The sequence below is a fragment of the Desulfosediminicola ganghwensis genome, assembly GCF_005116675.2.
GTDB lineage: Bacteria > Desulfobacterota > Desulfobulbia > Desulfobulbales > Desulfocapsaceae > Desulfopila > Desulfopila ganghwensis.
Genome location: NZ_CP050699.1, coordinates 2422593 through 2439525 on the forward strand (window position 1 = coordinate 2422593; position 16933 = coordinate 2439525).

Annotated in this window: 14 protein-coding genes; 10 read left to right on the plus strand and 4 right to left on the minus strand. The window is 47.5% G+C overall.

Annotation, left to right across the window (positions count from 1 at the left end):
* Positions 1-211 precede the first annotated feature (211 nt).
* Complete coding sequence (locus FCL45_RS10275) at positions 212-640, plus strand: FKBP-type peptidyl-prolyl cis-trans isomerase (RefSeq protein WP_136796341.1); 429 nt, start codon at positions 212-214, stop codon at positions 638-640.
* A 51-nt stretch (positions 641-691) separates the two neighbouring features.
* On the opposite strand, the gene FCL45_RS10280 is transcribed toward FCL45_RS10275, so the two are convergent.
* Positions 692-2254: a B12-binding domain-containing radical SAM protein gene (locus FCL45_RS10280; RefSeq protein ID WP_217907713.1), complete on the minus strand. Its 1563-nt coding sequence runs from the start codon at positions 2252-2254 to the stop codon at positions 692-694.
* Positions 2255-2596: 342 nt separating this feature from the next.
* Between FCL45_RS10280 and FCL45_RS10285 the strand changes: the two genes are divergently transcribed.
* The 9 genes from FCL45_RS10285 to FCL45_RS10325 all read left to right on the plus strand — a co-directional run bounded on the left by FCL45_RS10285 (position 2597) and on the right by FCL45_RS10325 (position 11606).
* Positions 2597-3037 (plus strand): sensor histidine kinase, encoded by a 441-nt coding sequence (locus FCL45_RS10285; protein ID WP_136796342.1) that lies wholly within the window; start codon positions 2597-2599, stop codon positions 3035-3037.
* 646 nt (positions 3038-3683) lie between these two features.
* Positions 3684-4565, plus strand: a complete 882-nt coding sequence (locus tag FCL45_RS10290; protein ID WP_228721472.1) for a Tim44 domain-containing protein — start codon at positions 3684-3686, stop codon at positions 4563-4565.
* A 53-nt stretch (positions 4566-4618) separates the two neighbouring features.
* Complete coding sequence (pdxH, locus tag FCL45_RS10295) at positions 4619-5263, plus strand: pyridoxamine 5'-phosphate oxidase (RefSeq protein ID WP_136796344.1); 645 nt, start codon at positions 4619-4621, stop codon at positions 5261-5263.
* A 635-nt stretch (positions 5264-5898) separates the two neighbouring features.
* Complete coding sequence (locus FCL45_RS10300; protein ID WP_136796345.1) at positions 5899-6525, plus strand: LysE family translocator; 627 nt, start codon at positions 5899-5901, stop codon at positions 6523-6525.
* Positions 6526-6784: 259 nt separating this feature from the next.
* A complete protein-coding gene (locus tag FCL45_RS10305; protein ID WP_136796346.1) occupies positions 6785-7204 on the plus strand; it encodes a DUF6144 family protein in 420 nt (139 codons plus the stop codon).
* A 338-nt stretch (positions 7205-7542) separates the two neighbouring features.
* On the plus strand, positions 7543-7872 hold the full coding sequence (locus FCL45_RS10310) for a DMT family transporter (protein WP_136796347.1): 330 nt from the start codon (positions 7543-7545) through the stop codon (positions 7870-7872).
* Positions 7873-8421: 549 nt separating this feature from the next.
* Positions 8422-9234 (plus strand): epoxyqueuosine reductase, encoded by an 813-nt coding sequence (locus tag FCL45_RS10315; RefSeq protein WP_136796348.1) that lies wholly within the window; start codon positions 8422-8424, stop codon positions 9232-9234.
* A 247-nt stretch (positions 9235-9481) separates the two neighbouring features.
* A complete protein-coding gene (locus FCL45_RS10320; protein ID WP_176360028.1) occupies positions 9482-9664 on the plus strand; it encodes a hypothetical protein in 183 nt (60 codons plus the stop codon).
* 457 nt (positions 9665-10121) lie between these two features.
* Positions 10122-11606 (plus strand): sigma-54 interaction domain-containing protein, encoded by a 1485-nt coding sequence (locus FCL45_RS10325; RefSeq protein WP_136796349.1) that lies wholly within the window; start codon positions 10122-10124, stop codon positions 11604-11606.
* Between the two features lie 126 nt (positions 11607-11732).
* Here FCL45_RS10325 and FCL45_RS10330 read toward each other — a convergent pair whose 3' ends face one another.
* From FCL45_RS10330 to FCL45_RS10340, 3 genes are all read right to left on the minus strand, one after another.
* On the minus strand, positions 11733-13118 hold the full coding sequence (locus FCL45_RS10330; protein ID WP_136796350.1) for a sodium/glutamate symporter: 1386 nt from the start codon (positions 13116-13118) through the stop codon (positions 11733-11735).
* Between the two features lie 585 nt (positions 13119-13703).
* Positions 13704-14915, minus strand: a complete 1212-nt coding sequence (locus FCL45_RS10335; RefSeq protein ID WP_136796351.1) for an L-serine ammonia-lyase — start codon at positions 14913-14915, stop codon at positions 13704-13706.
* A gap of 139 nt (positions 14916-15054) precedes the next feature.
* Positions 15055-16932, minus strand: a complete 1878-nt coding sequence (locus FCL45_RS10340; protein WP_136796352.1) for an aldehyde ferredoxin oxidoreductase family protein — start codon at positions 16930-16932, stop codon at positions 15055-15057.
* Position 16933 lies beyond the last annotated feature (1 nt).

Below are 16933 nucleotides of genomic sequence, written 5' to 3' on the forward strand. Positions count from 1 at the left end.
GCAGCTCATTCTCGGGGATTGGGGGATATTCGCAATGCCTGTGAGAAATACGGGTGAAAGGTGATAATCGGTGCATCAGGTAAAGGGCGGAGATATTTTTCGAGTCAGATGGAGCAATCAGGAAATTAATGATTAATATCTGGCTTCAATCGTGAATGTAAAACCGTTTACTCAGTGCGATATTTATACATTATTAAAACAAGGAGCAGTGATGCAGCAGGTAAAAAATGGTGACACAGTAAAAGTACATTACACAGGTACTCTTGAAGATGGTTCAGTTTTTGATAGCTCAGAGGGACACGATCCACTTGAATTCACAGTAGGCAGCGGCCAGGTTATTGCTGGTTTTGATAACGCTGTGACCGGAATGGCTATCGGTGAGAAGAAGAGTGTATTTATTCCATGCGCAGAGGCTTACGGTGAAGCAAACTCTGACCTGGTGATGACTGTTCCCCAGGAGCAGGTACCACCCGATCTGAAGCCTGAAGTTGGTATGCTTCTCGAGGTTGGTGGTGCAAATGGTGAAGTGCTTAGAGTTACAGTGGTTGAAGTTTCTGAAGAGGTCATCATCCTCGATGCCAATCCACCGCTGGCAGGAAAAGATCTTACCTTTGCTCTGGAACTGGTCTCTATAGGCTAGAACGGTACCAAAGTTATCAAACCCGGTACGAACCATCGTCACCGGGTTTTTTTATGCCTTGTATCCCATCAATTGGTTATGAAACAGTGCGGCGTGGTTTGATGTGAAAAGGGTCGGATCATTCTGTAATATCCGTAGCAGCTTTGGGTCCCGCCTGAATTCATTGTCGAGGAACCTGCGTATCTCTTTACGGGCCCAACCTCTCGGGTGTTTGAAATCGCTGTAGATTGAAAGATCGCCCTCATAAAATTTCTGAATGTCCAGATCTTTAAGCTGGGGACTGCCAAGGGGAAGGTTAAATATTGCCAGATTGAGAAAGGTAATCTCTTTATGGAACTCGCTGGTAAATGCCATGGTCTGCCGCGCTTCGGCCAGCGACTCACCAGGAGTGCCGAACAATAGGTATACATAGGTCATGATTCCAGCCTGGTGCAGGGCGGGAAGCACTTTGCGCACCAGTTGCAGATCAATCCCCTTTTCCATTTCATTAAGTACATCCTGACTGCCCGATTCAAGACCAAGTTTCAACATTAAGCAGCCGGAGGCCCTTAATCTCCTGCAAAAGTCAACGTCTGCAAGTTGTTTTGTGAAGCGTACGAAACCGTACCACGGAACAGGCGTCCCGTTACGGTCTGTCGGCGGTGTATCTGCCAGACCCTTCAGGACCGCAGGGCTGACTGCGTTGTCCAGAAAATGAATCAGGCTCGGTGAGGTTTGCTCAGAGAGTTGTTGTACTTCCTGCAGCACGGTTGCACAGGTAACGGGGTGATACGGATTTTGCTCGCTGGTTTCAGGACAGAACAGACATTTCCTCCAGAAACAGCCGGTAGAAGTTGCATAGGGCAGTACAAATCCCGGAGATAGATAACGGTAATCTAAAAAATCACTGTAATCAGGGCAAAATCTTGCGTGTTGCGAGTTGAGGCCGAGCAATTCCGGTAGCAGATTTTCACCCGGTCCCGCTACCATATTATCTACTAAACCACTAAAAAGGTTCTGCCCATTTTGATTGTGTGGGCTTTGCAGCCAGGTGGTGACGAGTCCGCCGCCCAGAATAATCCGTATGCCCGGGTAGTGCTCCCGTAGATAACCGATGATGGCAAAACTACAGAGTGCCTGGCTGAGAAAGTTCAGTGAGATTCCGACACTCTCTATTGAATGTTGTTCAATGAGCGAGGCGAGCCTTTTAGAGAAAAACGGGTAGTAGAGGTTTTTGCGATAATCTGCTGCAGCCTGAATAAGCTCTTCACTCTTTAAAGGAGAAAGATTCTTTTCACCGTAATTGGCCAGACTGACATTTGCCCCGCATGCTTTGCCGGCGTTATCGATCAACTTGTTTATGTCGGTAACGGCTCTGGCATATTTGGAAAGATTGTCGTAGGTGGCCGGGTTGTTGAGCGCCTCAAGATTGCGTTGGCGGTTTTTTGCTGCCCGTTTGCTCCATGTGTCTGTGGCGGGATGGGCTTGTTCCAGAAGATAGTGCACTCCCTCTATGTTAAGGTCACATAGAGTGCAGTTGCACCCCCTCGCCCTGAGAGCGGATGCGAGCAGAGGTAATCCTGCAGGAGGTTCAGAAGGCTTGGCCTGGGGAGGGTGCAGAAGGAGTATGTTCATTGATAATGATCAGCTGATAAAAATTATCCTCATGCGAGGCGGTTGAGCGTGAGCCTGATAACGTAACCATTTTTCATGTTATGCAACAGTGATCCGACAGGAGTGGTGGATTGGTAGCGGTTGATATAGGTATCACGGCAGTTGCATATCGGCAAGAAAATAGCTCAATCCTGTTATTACAAAAAAACAAATGTTGTGAAATCATGCAGCAATTGACATTGGGAATCGATGAGCAGTATGTTTTTGCTAGGCTTTTGTGGGCGGGAATGTCAATGTTGAGACGGGGGAGAGCAGGAACAGGAGCAGGAGTGGTAAAAGCTGATAGAAGTCTTTGCTGCCAGAATGGCCCATGACCTGAATAATATAATTTCGGCAATTATCGACTATACGGATCTGAGCCTCACCTCGGAAAATCTGCCTCAAAATAACAAAAGCAATCTCCTGCAACTGCAGAAAGTATCCAGGTCCGCCTGCTATTTCATTAACAATATCGGCTTAATCAGTAGCAGAGGAATAGCAGCCCGCTGTATGTGTATGGATCCTCTTATCAGTGCGTCCCTCGAAACAATTCAAAAGAATTTCCCACCCAATATCGACATGGTAATCTCGGCACCGGAGAGGCTGGATAAGGTCAATATCGAGCCGACCCTCCTCGATCTGCTATTGGTGCAACTCTGTAAAAATGCGGTACAGGCGATTGAGAATAGTAATGGGGTTTTGCATGTAAAATATGAAAGAAAGACAGCAGGCAGTGGACCAGCCCTGAAAGTAATTGGTTCGTAGCAGACATATATGCAACTGAGTATTGCAGATACGAGGTAGGCATTCCGGCGGAGGTATTGCTCTATATTTATGCACCCTACATCACAACGAGGCGCCATGGAGAGGGCAAGGGGTTCGGTCTTTCCATCGTAAAAGGTAGTGTTATTGGCTGTGTGTGGGGAGGGATTTAGTGGACAGCCAGCCAGGCAAAGGGAGTTGTTTCAGTCTCTGCTTTCCCTGTTACCAGTTCAAGGTAAAGCTGTTATCGGTGTCGTTATGCTGGGCTGCCTGGAACTGGTATTGCGTTGTTCTGCAAAAGTAATGTGCCATCTCATCATATTCCCGACGCTCTTGCTCCCCGGTAATTTGTGCTTATACTACAACTGGTTCCAGCAGCTTATGTGTTTGGTTATACCAAGACCCGAAAAGCACTTTCGCAGGCAGTCTGCAACCCTTGTAAACTTCGATTTTGCATGACAAGTCGTCCACCTCCTGATAAGTTCCCCTGCAGGATGTGCCGCGGGTTTTACTGGATCTGGCGAAGCCCGCTGAAACGAATTTAAACATAAACTGAAAAAAACAAATTAAAAATATGGTTAATTTTCACAAGAGATTTGTTCCGGTTCTCCTGGTGCTTTTTGGATGTTTCATCCTGGGAGGAGGACTGATGGTCGACACGGCTGAGGCCAGGTCGAAAATTGGTGGTAAATCGTTCCGTTCTGCGCCGAAATCAGCCCCGGTTCAGCAGAGAACACCTGCACAGAATACCCAAGGTCAGCAGAGCGGTTCATTTGGCAAAGGTCTTGCCGGTGGTCTGCTTGGTGGTGCGCTTGGCGGTATGTTGTTTGGATCTATGTTCGGTATGGGTGGCAGTGGTATGGGTATCCTGCCGATGCTGCTTCTGGCGGGTGGCGGATATTTTCTCTACCGCAGGTTCAAGAGTTCGCAGCAGGCTGGAGGCGCTGGATATCAGCAACAGGGCGGAGGCGGTTTGGGAGGCTTCCCCGGCAGCGGTCAGCAGGGCGGAGCCTTTGGTCAGACCGGAGGCGCTGGGGGGATGACGGACATACCACCGCCACCGCCAGGATCACCGATGGCGGTGGAAGCGGGACTTGATGAGATTCGTCAGAGCGATCGCAATTTTGATGCTGCGCATTTTAAAGAAGTTGCCTCTGATGTGTTCTTTCAGGTTCAGGCTGGCTGGATGCGTCGGGATGTTGCCTCGTACCGTCATCTGCTTGGAGAGCAACTGGCGGGCGAGTATGAGCAGCATTTTGAGGAAATGAAGGGTAACGGAATTATTAACAAGCTCGAATCCATTGCTATTCGCAAGATTGAGATTGTTGACGCAGGTTGTACCGGTACCGAAGATTTTATTACCGTTCTGTTCACAGCAAACCTGCTTGATTATAAAGTTGATGAGAAGACAGGCGATGTGGTTGAAGGCAGCAATAGCCAACCTGTCAAATTTGCTGAAGAGTGGACTTGGGCCCGGCCAATCAATACCGAGGATTGGAAGCTTGAAGGCATAAAAATAGCGGATGAGTAGCATAAACCGGCACCACAAGCCGGTAGCTTTTCCCAGTATTTGAGGAATATTACGTGGATTTAAGTCAGTTTCGCAGGGAGTATTTGAAAGGTGGTTTGAGCCGCTCTGATCTGGAACGCGATCCCCAGAAGCAGTTCAGCCTCTGGTTTGAGCAGGCGCGTAAGACCAGTGTTGCAGATCCAACGGCAATGATTCTGGCCACTGTAGGACCAAACGGCCAGCCAAGTCAGCGTACGGTATTGCTGAAGTATTACGATGACCAGGGTTATGTGTTCTTCACTAATTTTGAGAGCCGTAAAGCCCGCGAGATTGCGCAGAATCAGAAAGTGAGTCTTCTTTTTGTCTGGCTCGAGCTTGAGCGTCAGGTGCAGATCAACGGTATAGCAGAGCGTATCTCTACCGCAGAATCGGCAAAGTATTTTATGACCAGGCCCAAAGAGAGCCAGATCGCTGCCTGGGTTTCCAGCCAGAGTCATAAGCTCTCTTCCAGACAGATCCTTTTGCAGAAGTTCCAGGAGATGAAACATAAGATAGGCGAAGGCAAGGTGCCCTTGCCATCATTCTGGGGAGGTTATAGGGTAAAGCCTGAAGAAATTGAGTTCTGGCAGGGTCGCAAGAGCCGCCTCCATGATCGATTTCTTTATACCCATTCCAGTGAGTCTGAGTCAGGCTGGAAGCTCGAAAGACTTCAGCCCTGATCCGCGCGTAAGTATATTTTCGCAAAAAGAGCCATCCTGATTTGGGGTGGCTCTTTTTTTGTATAGGCTTTTTGTCACGAGGGAAGGAATACGTTGAAAGTGAATGGGGGACAGGATACCTCACCCTTCGTCTTCCGCCTCGTAAACTGCCTTTTTCCGCCGTTTTTATTGCCGGGTAAGTATGATAAAAAATTATCAATATAAAATTCCATTTCAACTAGCTGAAAGTCTGGATATTATTTTAGACTGTGTGAAGGAAGTTCCACAGTGGAATCTCGTAATTTTAGAGGAGCAAGCCGGTGTTGTGGAATGGAAACAGAAGGTATGGCCAAGGCTGGGAGTAACTAAAATCAGGGCGTATCTCAGAGAGCCAAGACCCCGGGACACTTTGGTTACTCTATATATCAATCGGCCATTCATGTTGGCTGATCCATTTAAAACCTGCGATAGAACGTTTGAGACACTGGAAGCAAAGCTCAACGACAAAATCAATACGCTGAAAGAATGCCGATAACCGGCCCATTAGGCCATCTGTGAAATGATCAAGTCAACTCAAGGGTAGATTGGCAGTCTCCTTTTTAATAATAACTGAACGAGCCAAGCAAGGACCAAACTGATTTAACGGAGGAGATGTAATGGAACTGTGGATAACATTCGCCCTGGCCAGTACCTTGATCCTGGTAATTCCGGGACCAACCATAATCCTGGTGATTACTCAATCTGTATCCTGTGGCAGGAGATCGGTGGTGCCCTTGGTGATAGGAGTGTTGTTGGGCGACTTCACGGCAATGACCATGTCTCTGTTGGGCTTAGGGGCTATTATGACCACTTCAGCTGCAGTTTTCACCTTCTTTAAATGGGTTGGCGCTCTCTATCTCTTTTATCTCGGTTTCAAGATGTTGAAGTCAAAACCAGCGGAATATGATGATGAAAAAACTTATGGCGAGAACCTGGAGACATCACATTCGCTTTTTAGAAGTTCGTTTATCGTCACAGCCTTGAATCCTAAAAGTATTGCCTTTTTTGTTGCGTTCCTCCCTCAGTTTATCAGTCCTGATAAGCCCATCGTGGCGCAATCGTTTGTTTTGGGAAGCACCTTTCTCATACTGGCAACAATAAATGCGGCGATTTATGCAATATTTGCCAGTCAGCTCAAAGAAAAGATCAGAAGAGAGTCAGTGCAGAGATGGTTTAATCGTTGCGGCGGCAGTGCCCTGATTGGGGCTGGTGTTATTACAGCCAGTATGAAGCAGTCCACTTAGCCCTCATATTTCATGAAAATCAACCGTCAGACTCCAGTGAGTGTTATAACCCTCAAGTCTCCCGGTCGGCAGACTGTCTCAACATGATAAATATTTGGGGTAGAGCGCTCGATGTCTGTTATGTAGCTGTTCTGTGATTTCAATTTCAGAACGATGAAACCAGACCTGTTTACAAAATTGAGCTTTGTTGCGCCTGGATGGCGGAACTCAGGATTGGTGTTGACGTTCACTGCACGAACCCGCAATCAAGATAAATACAATGGAATGTATGCATACCTGGATTAAAGAATTACTCACCAGCCTGGATGACCTGGTTGATGAAAAAACAAAACAAAAGGTTCTGGAAAGGTGCGGGGAGAAATGCCCCTTCAGTCACATGCCTGATGAGCAACTCATGGACCTGCGAAAAAAGGCAGCTGATGAGCAGGAATTTCTGAACCAATTAAGTGATCAATGGCGTTTAACAAAAGAGGATGGGCAATACTACGTGGTGTTTGATCAATGTTACTGTCCTCTGGTAAATAAAGACATCAAGGAGGCTTCACAAACAATGTGCTACTGCACATTGGGCAATCTGAAGCGCAAATTTTCCATCAGTCTCGGCCGAACGATTGAAGTTGAAATGAGAAAAACGGTCCTGGCAGGAGACGATGAGTGTAGATTTAGAGTTTTGATATAAAGCCCATCAACGGCCATGGCCGAAAGTGTGCATTGAGCAAAATTTCTATTGGTGCAGTAGCAGTTGTACATTATGGCGCATAGCATTCTACCCGAATACATATATCCTGAATAACTTCAGGAAGATCTTGGCACCCTTCCGGATTGGTGTTGTTGCGGCGCCCACATCCAGCCAGGTTATGCTGCAGATAACCACCTCCCAAAACACTTGAAGATTGGATGCAGATCTGGCAGGATGCTGCTCCGAATTGGAACAGGTCTGGCATATTCATATCCGGAAGAGGTGACTGCCAGATCAGGAAAGATCAACGTCTAATAAATGAAATTTACACAAACACAATGACATATGTCTACCTTGCATTGGCGATAACCTTCGAGGTTATTGCCACAAGTGCCTTAAAAGCATCAGAAGAATTTACCAGAGTAATCCCCAGTATAATAGTCGTTGTCGGTTATGGATTGGCGTTCTATCTGTTGAGTTTGGTTTTGAGAACCATGCCTGTCGGAGTAGCTTATGCGCTGTGGTGTGGTCTTGGTGTGGTGTTGGTATCCCTGGTGAGTATGGTTGTTTATAAGCAATCACTCGATATGCCTGCGGTTATCGGTATGGCTGTAATTGTTCTCGGGGTAGTTATCATCAATGTTTTTTCTAAAACAGTGAGTCATTAAGTAAAATAGCTCAATATCTCAATATACCTCGCCCAAACAGCTGCCATCTTCCGCTTGATATCCTACCAGTTTTTGCTCGGCTTCAGGGGGAATCAGATCTGGATTGAGCTTTTCAACTCTTACCCGACTTCCTGACTGGTAACCGGCAGTGTTTGGAAAAATGCTCAGTCTGGAGCACGTGAAATTCATAGGCAGAATAATATTACCTGAAGAAGACCCTGGATTTTGACACATAGTGTCCGGTAACAGAATCGTGTCATGGCACACCCCACCATCTGGTCGCTTCGATGAAGTGAAGCACCTCCCTCTTGAATGAACCATCCGAATAAAATAGAAACACGGCCAATCTTCTCTTTCAGCCCGGCTGGCCACCACGTGGCACATTGTTTGCAACTGATATACCGAGGATCATGTTGGGTACGAGGATTGGAATGTAAAGGTTTTGATTTGATCGGTCAGCCTGATGCGAGCCTTGTCCGTTGGGGTGAGAACTGGTTGAGAGTTTTTTTTTCACATTTTCATTTTTAATGAAAAGAGAGGATGTGATTTGTGCGAAGTGGTACCCAAAGAGCAGTGGGCATAACGGAAAGGGCCAAGGTTTTTGGTGCTGATTTAGCGGGGATTGTAAGTCTCGAAGATTTGATCCATTCCCCTGCCTATCTGCTGGCCCCTAAGCTGGGATTTTTCGCTAACAGGAACAAAGATAAAGAAAGGGAAATACGGCGAGATTTGCCCTGCTGGCTGGTTGAAGCAAAGTCCGCAATTGTAATAGCTGTCCGGCACCCCGAGTATGAACCTCAGCTGGATTGGTGGAGTTCCCAAAACGGTTCAGTGGGAAATACCGAAGGAAACGTGATTCTGATGAGGATCATGGCAAAGTTGGCAGACTGGCTGGAAATCGAGCAGGGGATTCGATGCTTCAAAGTCCCATACAATGTCGAACGGGGTGGAGTTTTCATGAAAGATACCGCAGTACTTGGCGGGCTCGGCTGCATTGGCAAAAACAACCTTCTGCTAACACCTGAATTTGGTCCCAGAGTGCGACTGCGGGCAATGTTGTTGTCTGTAGACTTGCCCTCAACAGGTACGATGAACTTTGTCCCGTGCGAAAAGTGTGAAGAACTTTGCCGTAAAGCGTGTCCGCAAAAAGCATTTGCCAAACAGGTGTATTCTCCGGATGAGTTTGGTATTAAAACCCTGCCAGGTCAAAGCGGTATGTATAACCGGGTACGCTGCAATAACGAAATGGTGAGGAATGAGTCTGAAGCTGAAATCGTTACCAGTGAGGACGACACTGGAAGAAGGGAACTCGTGAAATATTGTCGGCTATGTGAATTGGTTTGTCCTGTAGGTACTCAATAGGGCAGCATCTTATGAGCGGATGGTTGCCTGTAGCACATCGTGCAGTTTTACGCGTAACCCGCGATGTGACCGGTTATGGGGAATGGTTCAATACTCATTGTGGTGATAATTGCGGCACAGGTTGGTAAAAGATCTGTCTATGCTGATATTGTCTCCATCGCGTTTTTTTTCTGGAATTTGAGCTGAAACTGTTTGTAGTTGATCTGCTACCCGGCATCTCGGCCAGTACAGTCGCTGCAATTCTCACGTGTATATCCTGCTCTCTGGTTTAAACCGCGGCAGCCATAACGGCCCATCGAATATTGGTGAGAGAGATCGATTCAGTGGCTGGCAAAGCGGTATAATTCTCTCCGATGAAGAGATGAAGGCGAAAAAGGCGAATGAGAGGGACGTTCCCTTAATTGCTGATGTGTTTTCGCTGCTCCTCTAATCAAGTATTGACGGACGGTGTTAATGCTCAGCCTGCTGTACCGGTATTGGCCAGTGCCGGTTCATCCCTGGTCCGGAAATGTCATGTGTTTGCCGTGCTCCCGGCTAAAAAATAGTTTTCTACTGTTAACTCCCTATGACACCGAACTTTTGAGGGAAATTGTTCTGCTGTCATCGGAAATTATCCCTACAACAAGGATCAGTTTTCTTCTGTCCTTTACGAAGTGGAGAAATTTGGTATTTTGCTTCCAAAACAAATATGAAACCTCTGTTTCATAATTGCATGAAACAAGCTTTTTGAGTTGGAGTGTATGATACTTGACGAACACAACCTGTCGCGCTTCTGATGCTTTTGTTCGTTCCTTCAAAATTTGCTGAACCTATTCTGTGTGTCAATGTTACAGGGCTGACCTGCGGGGAATAACTTTTTTAAACATAGAAGTTGTAATAGATACCTCATGATTGAAAAGAAATATGAAGTAGATGATTTCAAAGAAAAGTATGGTCATCTCTTCGGTCATTTAGATAGTATCTTCAACGTGTTGCATGAAGGTGTTTGTGTAAGTAACGCGGAAGGGGTAATTATCAAGATGAATCCCATGTATGAAAGGCTTTCCGGCCTTGCCCCCGAAGCGTTACTTGGCAAAAAGGTTAGTTATCTGAATAGCAAAGATGGGGTCTTTGATGAAGCGGAACCAAATGCTGAACAGGTAGAAAAACAGGAAGGCATTTTCATGGGGGCTGTCAGTCCTCTCATTCTCAAGTCAAAACGGCCTGCAAATTCCATTCAGACGACCACAGGGGGAAGGAAGAATCTTCTCCATGGTTATCCCCTACTGAGCAGTGAAGGGGAAATTGAACTTATTATCACCTTTATTCGTGATATCAGCCACCTCACACTGTTCAAAGAGCAGATGGCCACGCATAAGGATATTCTCTCTGCTTTTCAAAGTACTTCGTCGAATGTCTATACCGATCAACAGGCTGATCCATCTCTGATTATTGAAAGTCCAAAGATGAAAAAGGTCCTGGGGCAGGTGGATAAGATCGGAAAAACCGACGCAACAGTACTCATCCTGGGTGCGACAGGAGTAGGTAAAGGGGTCGTGGCCCGCCAGATTCACTCACGGAGCAAAAGGGCGGACAAGGTGTTCTTTTATGCCGATTGTACCACTATTCCCGATAGTCTTGTTGAGTCGGAACTTTTTGGCTATGCGCCTGGTGCCTTTTCAGGAGCAAATCGTGAAGGGAAAAAGGGCTATTTTGAAATGGCTAACAATGGCACAATCTTTCTCGATGAGATAGGTGAGCTATCGCCTCCGATGCAGGCGAAATTATTACGTGTCATTGAAGATCAGGAAATTATGCAGGTTGGCAGCAGCAGCCCTAAAAAAGTTAATGTTCGTATAATTGCAGCTACCAATGTTGATCTGGAAGATGCTGTCGCCAAGGGTAATTTCAGGCAGGATCTCTATTACCGCCTCCATGTGAGCGTTGTGAAAATTCCACAGTTGCGTGACCGGGTTGAGGATATTCTGCCGCTCGTGTCCCGATTTGTGCAAAGCTATAATAGCAAGTACAAAAAGAAAATAGCTTTTTCAGAGCAGGCCTTGATCTTGTTTCTGAACCACAGTTGGCCGGGGAATGTTCGTGAATTACAGAACCTTGTTCAAGGTATTATAATTGCACACGAAACTGATGTCGTGGAGCCTGAAGATCTGCCGACCTTGCTGGGTAGAGAGAACATTCGATCCAGTTGTCGTAAGTCGGTGTTGACCCAGGCGACCCATTCGGGCCAATCTTTGAAAGATATTGTCAACGCATTTGAGTACGAGATCCTTCAGCATGCGATGCTTGAGCATGGGTCAATGACTAAGGTTGCCAAACTGTTCAAATTGAATCGCTCTACTGTGTCGAGAAAGCTTCAGGGTGGCAAAAACTAGTCTGAATCTCTCATCCTTTTTGACTTTCCATACGTAAAATATCTTTCACGGCAAAGCCGGTGCTCTGCCATGAAAGATCCCGCTTGGCTTATCTGAAAAGTATCTTCAGCCACAAACTGTGGCAAGTTACCATACGCGTTTTTTGACGAAGCGGAGCGCAAAAAGAGCTATTGGCATTGCGATAAGATAGGCAATGAACACCGGAAGCATGAAAGATCCCTCTGTTGGCACAAAGGGAAGATTCAGGTAGATGATCTGCACAATTGGGAGAATGAACACGTTCATTATTGCAAGCTCAACTGCAGCCGGAGATTTGAAGTCGGGGTCGACGATGCGAAGTAACAGAATACCTGATGCCACTGTACCGGTGTAACAACCGAGGATTGCAAGCCCGCGTTCGAACCCATATTCAGGCATACGACGTGCAAAATACATAATTACAAGATAGGTTAAGAAACCTGCTGCCAAGACAGTAATGATGAATGGCACAAGGATTGTCTGAATATCACTCATGGAAATACCCATGAATACGGCGCAGATCATGTAATCAATAGTGCTGCTGGTGATGCGGCGAGTGCTAGCTGGGTCGAGAATGTGAATGCAATTGATCTTGTCGAGCACCTTGCGAGTGATAAGGCCTGTGATCATACCCCAGGTATAGAGAAGACCAAATCCAAGCCCGCTCACACCTTTTGGCAAAGTGAGCGACCAAGCGAGGGCAAACATGTAGCCGACTGCATAAAGAGCCGCCATAACAGCAATGTGAAAGGCGAAGTTATCAATATTTGCAGGGTGGGTAGTGCTGTTTGCGCAGTTCTCAGACTCACCTTTGGCCATCATGCCTTTACGTAATGATTCGGGCAGGGCGGCTACGGTCTTTTCAGAAACCCACCCATTTTTGATACCGCGATTGGCAAGTGGAATACCAAAACAGATGGCACAGAGAAAGCCCATAGCGCCAAAGGCCAGGCCAACACTGCTTGCCCCCTGGATACCGTATTCACTCTCCCAGATAGTACCAAAAGCGTGTGCGGCACCTGGTGATTGAGAAAAGCCGGAGCCAATGAGATAACCGAAACCTGTAAAGAAGTCTCCGCCAATAACAAGCTTGTAGAGTTCAAACACGGTCTTTCCGGTGATGCCCTGGATTGCATAAACCATGCAGTAAATAAGCGCCATCCACAGGGCACCGCTACGCAGCCAGTTGGTGCCTGCTTCACTGGTCTTTGATTTTGCCTGTTGCATCAGGCCGATTCCTACAAAGCCGAATGCAAAAAGATGATAGACAAGAACACCAAAAACCTTTGAAGGAATAATCACCCAGCCCTCAGCGGTAGGCATGCCGATAAGACCTGTGTTCATCAGGACAAAACCGATAAGACCACCGATCAGTGCCGAAGGGATAAGTCTTTTTTGCAGGAATGAAATTTTCGCACGCAGGTAGGATCCTAAGACCAGCAATATACTGATCCAGATGAACGCTCCTACATATGGGTAAAATGTAGCTGACATAAGGTTTTTCTCTCTTTTACAGGTAGGGGCTTAGGGGGCCTGCGCTCTCACTGCAGAATGCAATAATCAGTTGGTAAAATTGTGTCGTTTTACAAAAGCTGCTTTTAGACACGAGCGTGTAACTGACTGGAAGTAGCAATAAAAATGCCATGTTAGCTGGTAGATGTGAGCGACTCGTTGTTAAGGGGTTGAAAATGAGAGAAAAAACTTGGTTTATTGAGATCAGGTCAAGTGCAGTAGAAAGGTGACGTCTTAGACCTCTTGCAGAGTTGCACAAGGGTGCTTTGTTTATCGTGCTAATAGTACGTAAAAGATACCGACAGGTGCAAAAGGCACAGGGGTGCAGAAAAGCACTGTTGAGAGAAATTGTCAACAAGTAGCAGTGAGGAGAACTATTTTTTCAAGATATGAGCATCAACGGGCGGTACATGTCGGTGAATGCGTCAGCTGTAATTTGCTGAAAATCTGAAAGGGGACGGTGTGACTATGACTGATCAAGCCGGAGTGGAGGCGGTGAGAGGTGCCTGCATACTCGACACGACTCGAAATACCCTTTTACTGAGTCGTGTCGATAAAGCTGTGTGGTTATCCCTGGCTCTTTTTTACATAGGATGCGGCAAGTCCGCCAAGGGAAGTCTCACGATAGAGTGAAAGCATGTCATGGCCGGTCTTCTGCATGGTTTCAACGACCTTGTCAAATGAGATAAGGTGGTTGCCATCAGTGAGCAGGGCATAGTCTGCGCAAGCAATGGCTTTTACTGCAGCAAAAGCATTTCTTTCAATGCACGGGACCTGAACAAGCCCTAATACAGGGTCGCAGGTGAGACCAAGATGGTGTTCAAGGGCCATTTCCGCAGCATATTCAATTTGTCGTGGTGAGCCACCCATAAGTTGAGCAGCAGCAGCTGCCGCCATGGCACAGGCAACACCCACTTCACCCTGGCAGCCAACTTCTGCGCCGGAGATCGAAGCGTTCTCTTTAACCAGGTTGCCTATAATACCCGCGGTGGCAAGAGCATTGAGAATGGACCTGTTGCTGTGGCCCTTATCATAAGAGTAATAGTAGAGCACGCTAGGCATAATTCCGCATGAGCCACAGGTCGGTGCGGTAACCACATAGCCGCCATCCGCATTCTCTTCCGAAACAGCAAGAGCATATCCGGAGAGAAGGCCACTGCGGGCCTCAATGTCTTTCAGCCTTCTGGCCTGAACCATGAAATCTCTGGCTTTTCTGGGCAGATTCAGGCCACCGTGAAGTACGCCTTCCTTCTTTAAACCGTTATTGATGCTGGTCTGCATCTTTCGCCAGATATCGCCAAGATAATCGTTTATAAAACCATCTTCTTCCACTTCGTCAACCAGTTGCCATAATGGTCTTCCTGTGCTTGCCGCCCACTGAAGAACTTCTTCCATTGATTTTTGGCTGTAAATATGGGGTTGCTCACTGACCGAATCGTTTTCACTACGCAGTTCACCGCCGCCTATGCTGTAGGTAGTCCACTCTTCTATAAGCTGTCCCTGGCCATCAAGCGCTTCAAGCTTCATGCCGTTGGGGTGAAAAGGAAGTTCTTCTTCGTGCCAGACCAGCTCGCAGGGAGAGGGTGCGAGACCGTCTATGATGGCCTTATCTGTGAGGTGACCGACTCCGGTGAGACTGAGGCTGCCATAGAGATGGACTCTATAACTCATAGCTTCGGGAGTTCTGGCTTTGAATCGTTTCGCGGCGTTATTGGGGCCAATGGTATGACTGGAAGAAGGTCCCATACCATAGCGATAAAGATATTTGAGTGATTGCACTTGCACACCTCGTGTTTGCGTGTAACAGCTCGATAGATAGCCTGATTTGCCAGCGGTGAAACCCTTGCTGGCAAATCAGGCTGTATTACCGCTTATGACAAACAGGATAGTTCGTCAGTGAGCATACTGCTCAGTGTTATTAATAGATGTCCAGACCGAGTTCAGCAATTTTTTCAGGGCTTGGGGTGCCTGTTGCAACATCCCAGCCGCAGGCTGCGTAATAGCTGTCGAGCAGCTTGGAGTAATCACTGATAACGCATTTTTCTTCATCTTTGTATGTACCGAATTCCGGAACGGAAAGAACTCTTTTCGGCAGCATATCATCTTCACGGCCAAGGCCTTCACGCATATTGAACATGCGCTGAAGATTATGGACACGCTCACCAACCTGAAGAAGCTCTGCTGCATCCATGTCCCAACCAGTGGTCTCTGCAACCAGCAGCGCCCAGTCTTCAGGGTTGATACCTGCATAGCTCATGAATTTACAGGTGCAGAGAACGTCCGGCAGAATCATTGCCCGCTGCAGCAGTGCGCAGTCCTCGCCTTTGCCTTCTTCGTCCCAGCGATCGATGGTTTCAGGGTCACGGGCGCCATGCGCTTTCATGCCCCAGTCGAGCTTACCCCGATCAAAGGCCATGCCTTCGAGCGGATGCATGTGGCACATACCACGGTTACCTGTGCCGTAGGCGATACCGAGAAGCTTGCCGGAGCGTGGATCATGGGCCGGGCCTTCGAGACCTTTAACATGAATCGCGAACTCTCTGGTGGCTTCACCAAGGGTTTCTGATGCATTACGAACACCGTTTGCGAGAATGTCGCCAAAACCTTCTCTGAAGGTCATCATCTTCAAGAGAACAGGCAGGGCTGAAGCGTTACCCCAGGTCAGATCGAGACCATCGACATCATCTGAAGTGATGATGCCCTTCTCGTAACATTCCATGGCAAAAGCAATCATGGCACCGGCAGAGATGCTGTCAATACCCCACTTATTACAAAGATAATCACAATGTACGGCGGCATCCATGTTTTTGTTGAGAACAAATGATGTGAACACACTGATGCTTTCATATTCGCCACCCTCATGAACAGGGGTCTTGAACTCACCTTCTTTTACTTCACAGACACGGCCACAACCAATAGGGCAACCGGTGTAACAGCGTTTGGAGCTAACGAGATTCTGCTCTTGAAAGTGGTCGAAAAGGCGTGCGCCTTCGCCCCAACTGTTGGAGCGCCAGTTCTGAGATGGCCAGTCACCGTCTTCATCGTTGGCAGGCATGTCGCCAATGGTACCGAATTCGTTGAAGCCACCACAAATTTCATTGCTGCGAACAGTCTTCATGGTCGCCTTGCTGGCGTCACGAAAACCTGCCTTGTTGGCAGATTCAGGCTGACTACCACCTGCAACCGAGATAGCGAGAAGGTTTTTCGCGCCCATAACAGCGCCACCACCATTACGTCCGGCAGCCCTGTCCCGGGACATGATGGCAGCAAAGAGAACTTTCTCCTCACCGGCCTGACCAATGCACATAACGCTTGGTTTCTTGCCGTTAAAGCTTTCATTCTCTTCAAGAAAGTCGGTCTTCTCATACACATCTTTACCAACCAGTGCAGATGCGTCTTCAAGTCGCGGAGTGCCGTCAGCAATGGCAAGGTAAAGAGGTGAGTCTGATGCACCTTCAACGATGATATGGTCAAAGCCTGCGCGGCGCAGATCCGGTCCAAAGTTACCACCACATCGGGATTCACCCCAGGCACCGGTTGCCGGTGACTTGAAGCAGACCATGATGGAGCCTCCACCTGCAACGGTATTGCAGGTAACCGGGCTGGTTGCGAATACAATTTTATTGTCAGGGCCGAGGGGATCTACGCCGGCTTTTACTTCATTGTAGAGTACTTCCGCACCAAAACCGGCTCCACCGAGGAACTTACGTGCTTTTTCCACATTCAGCGGCTCTATGTCACATTGTCTGGTGCTGAGGTTGACCCGCAGTACCTGTCCAGAATATCCGTTGGCCATT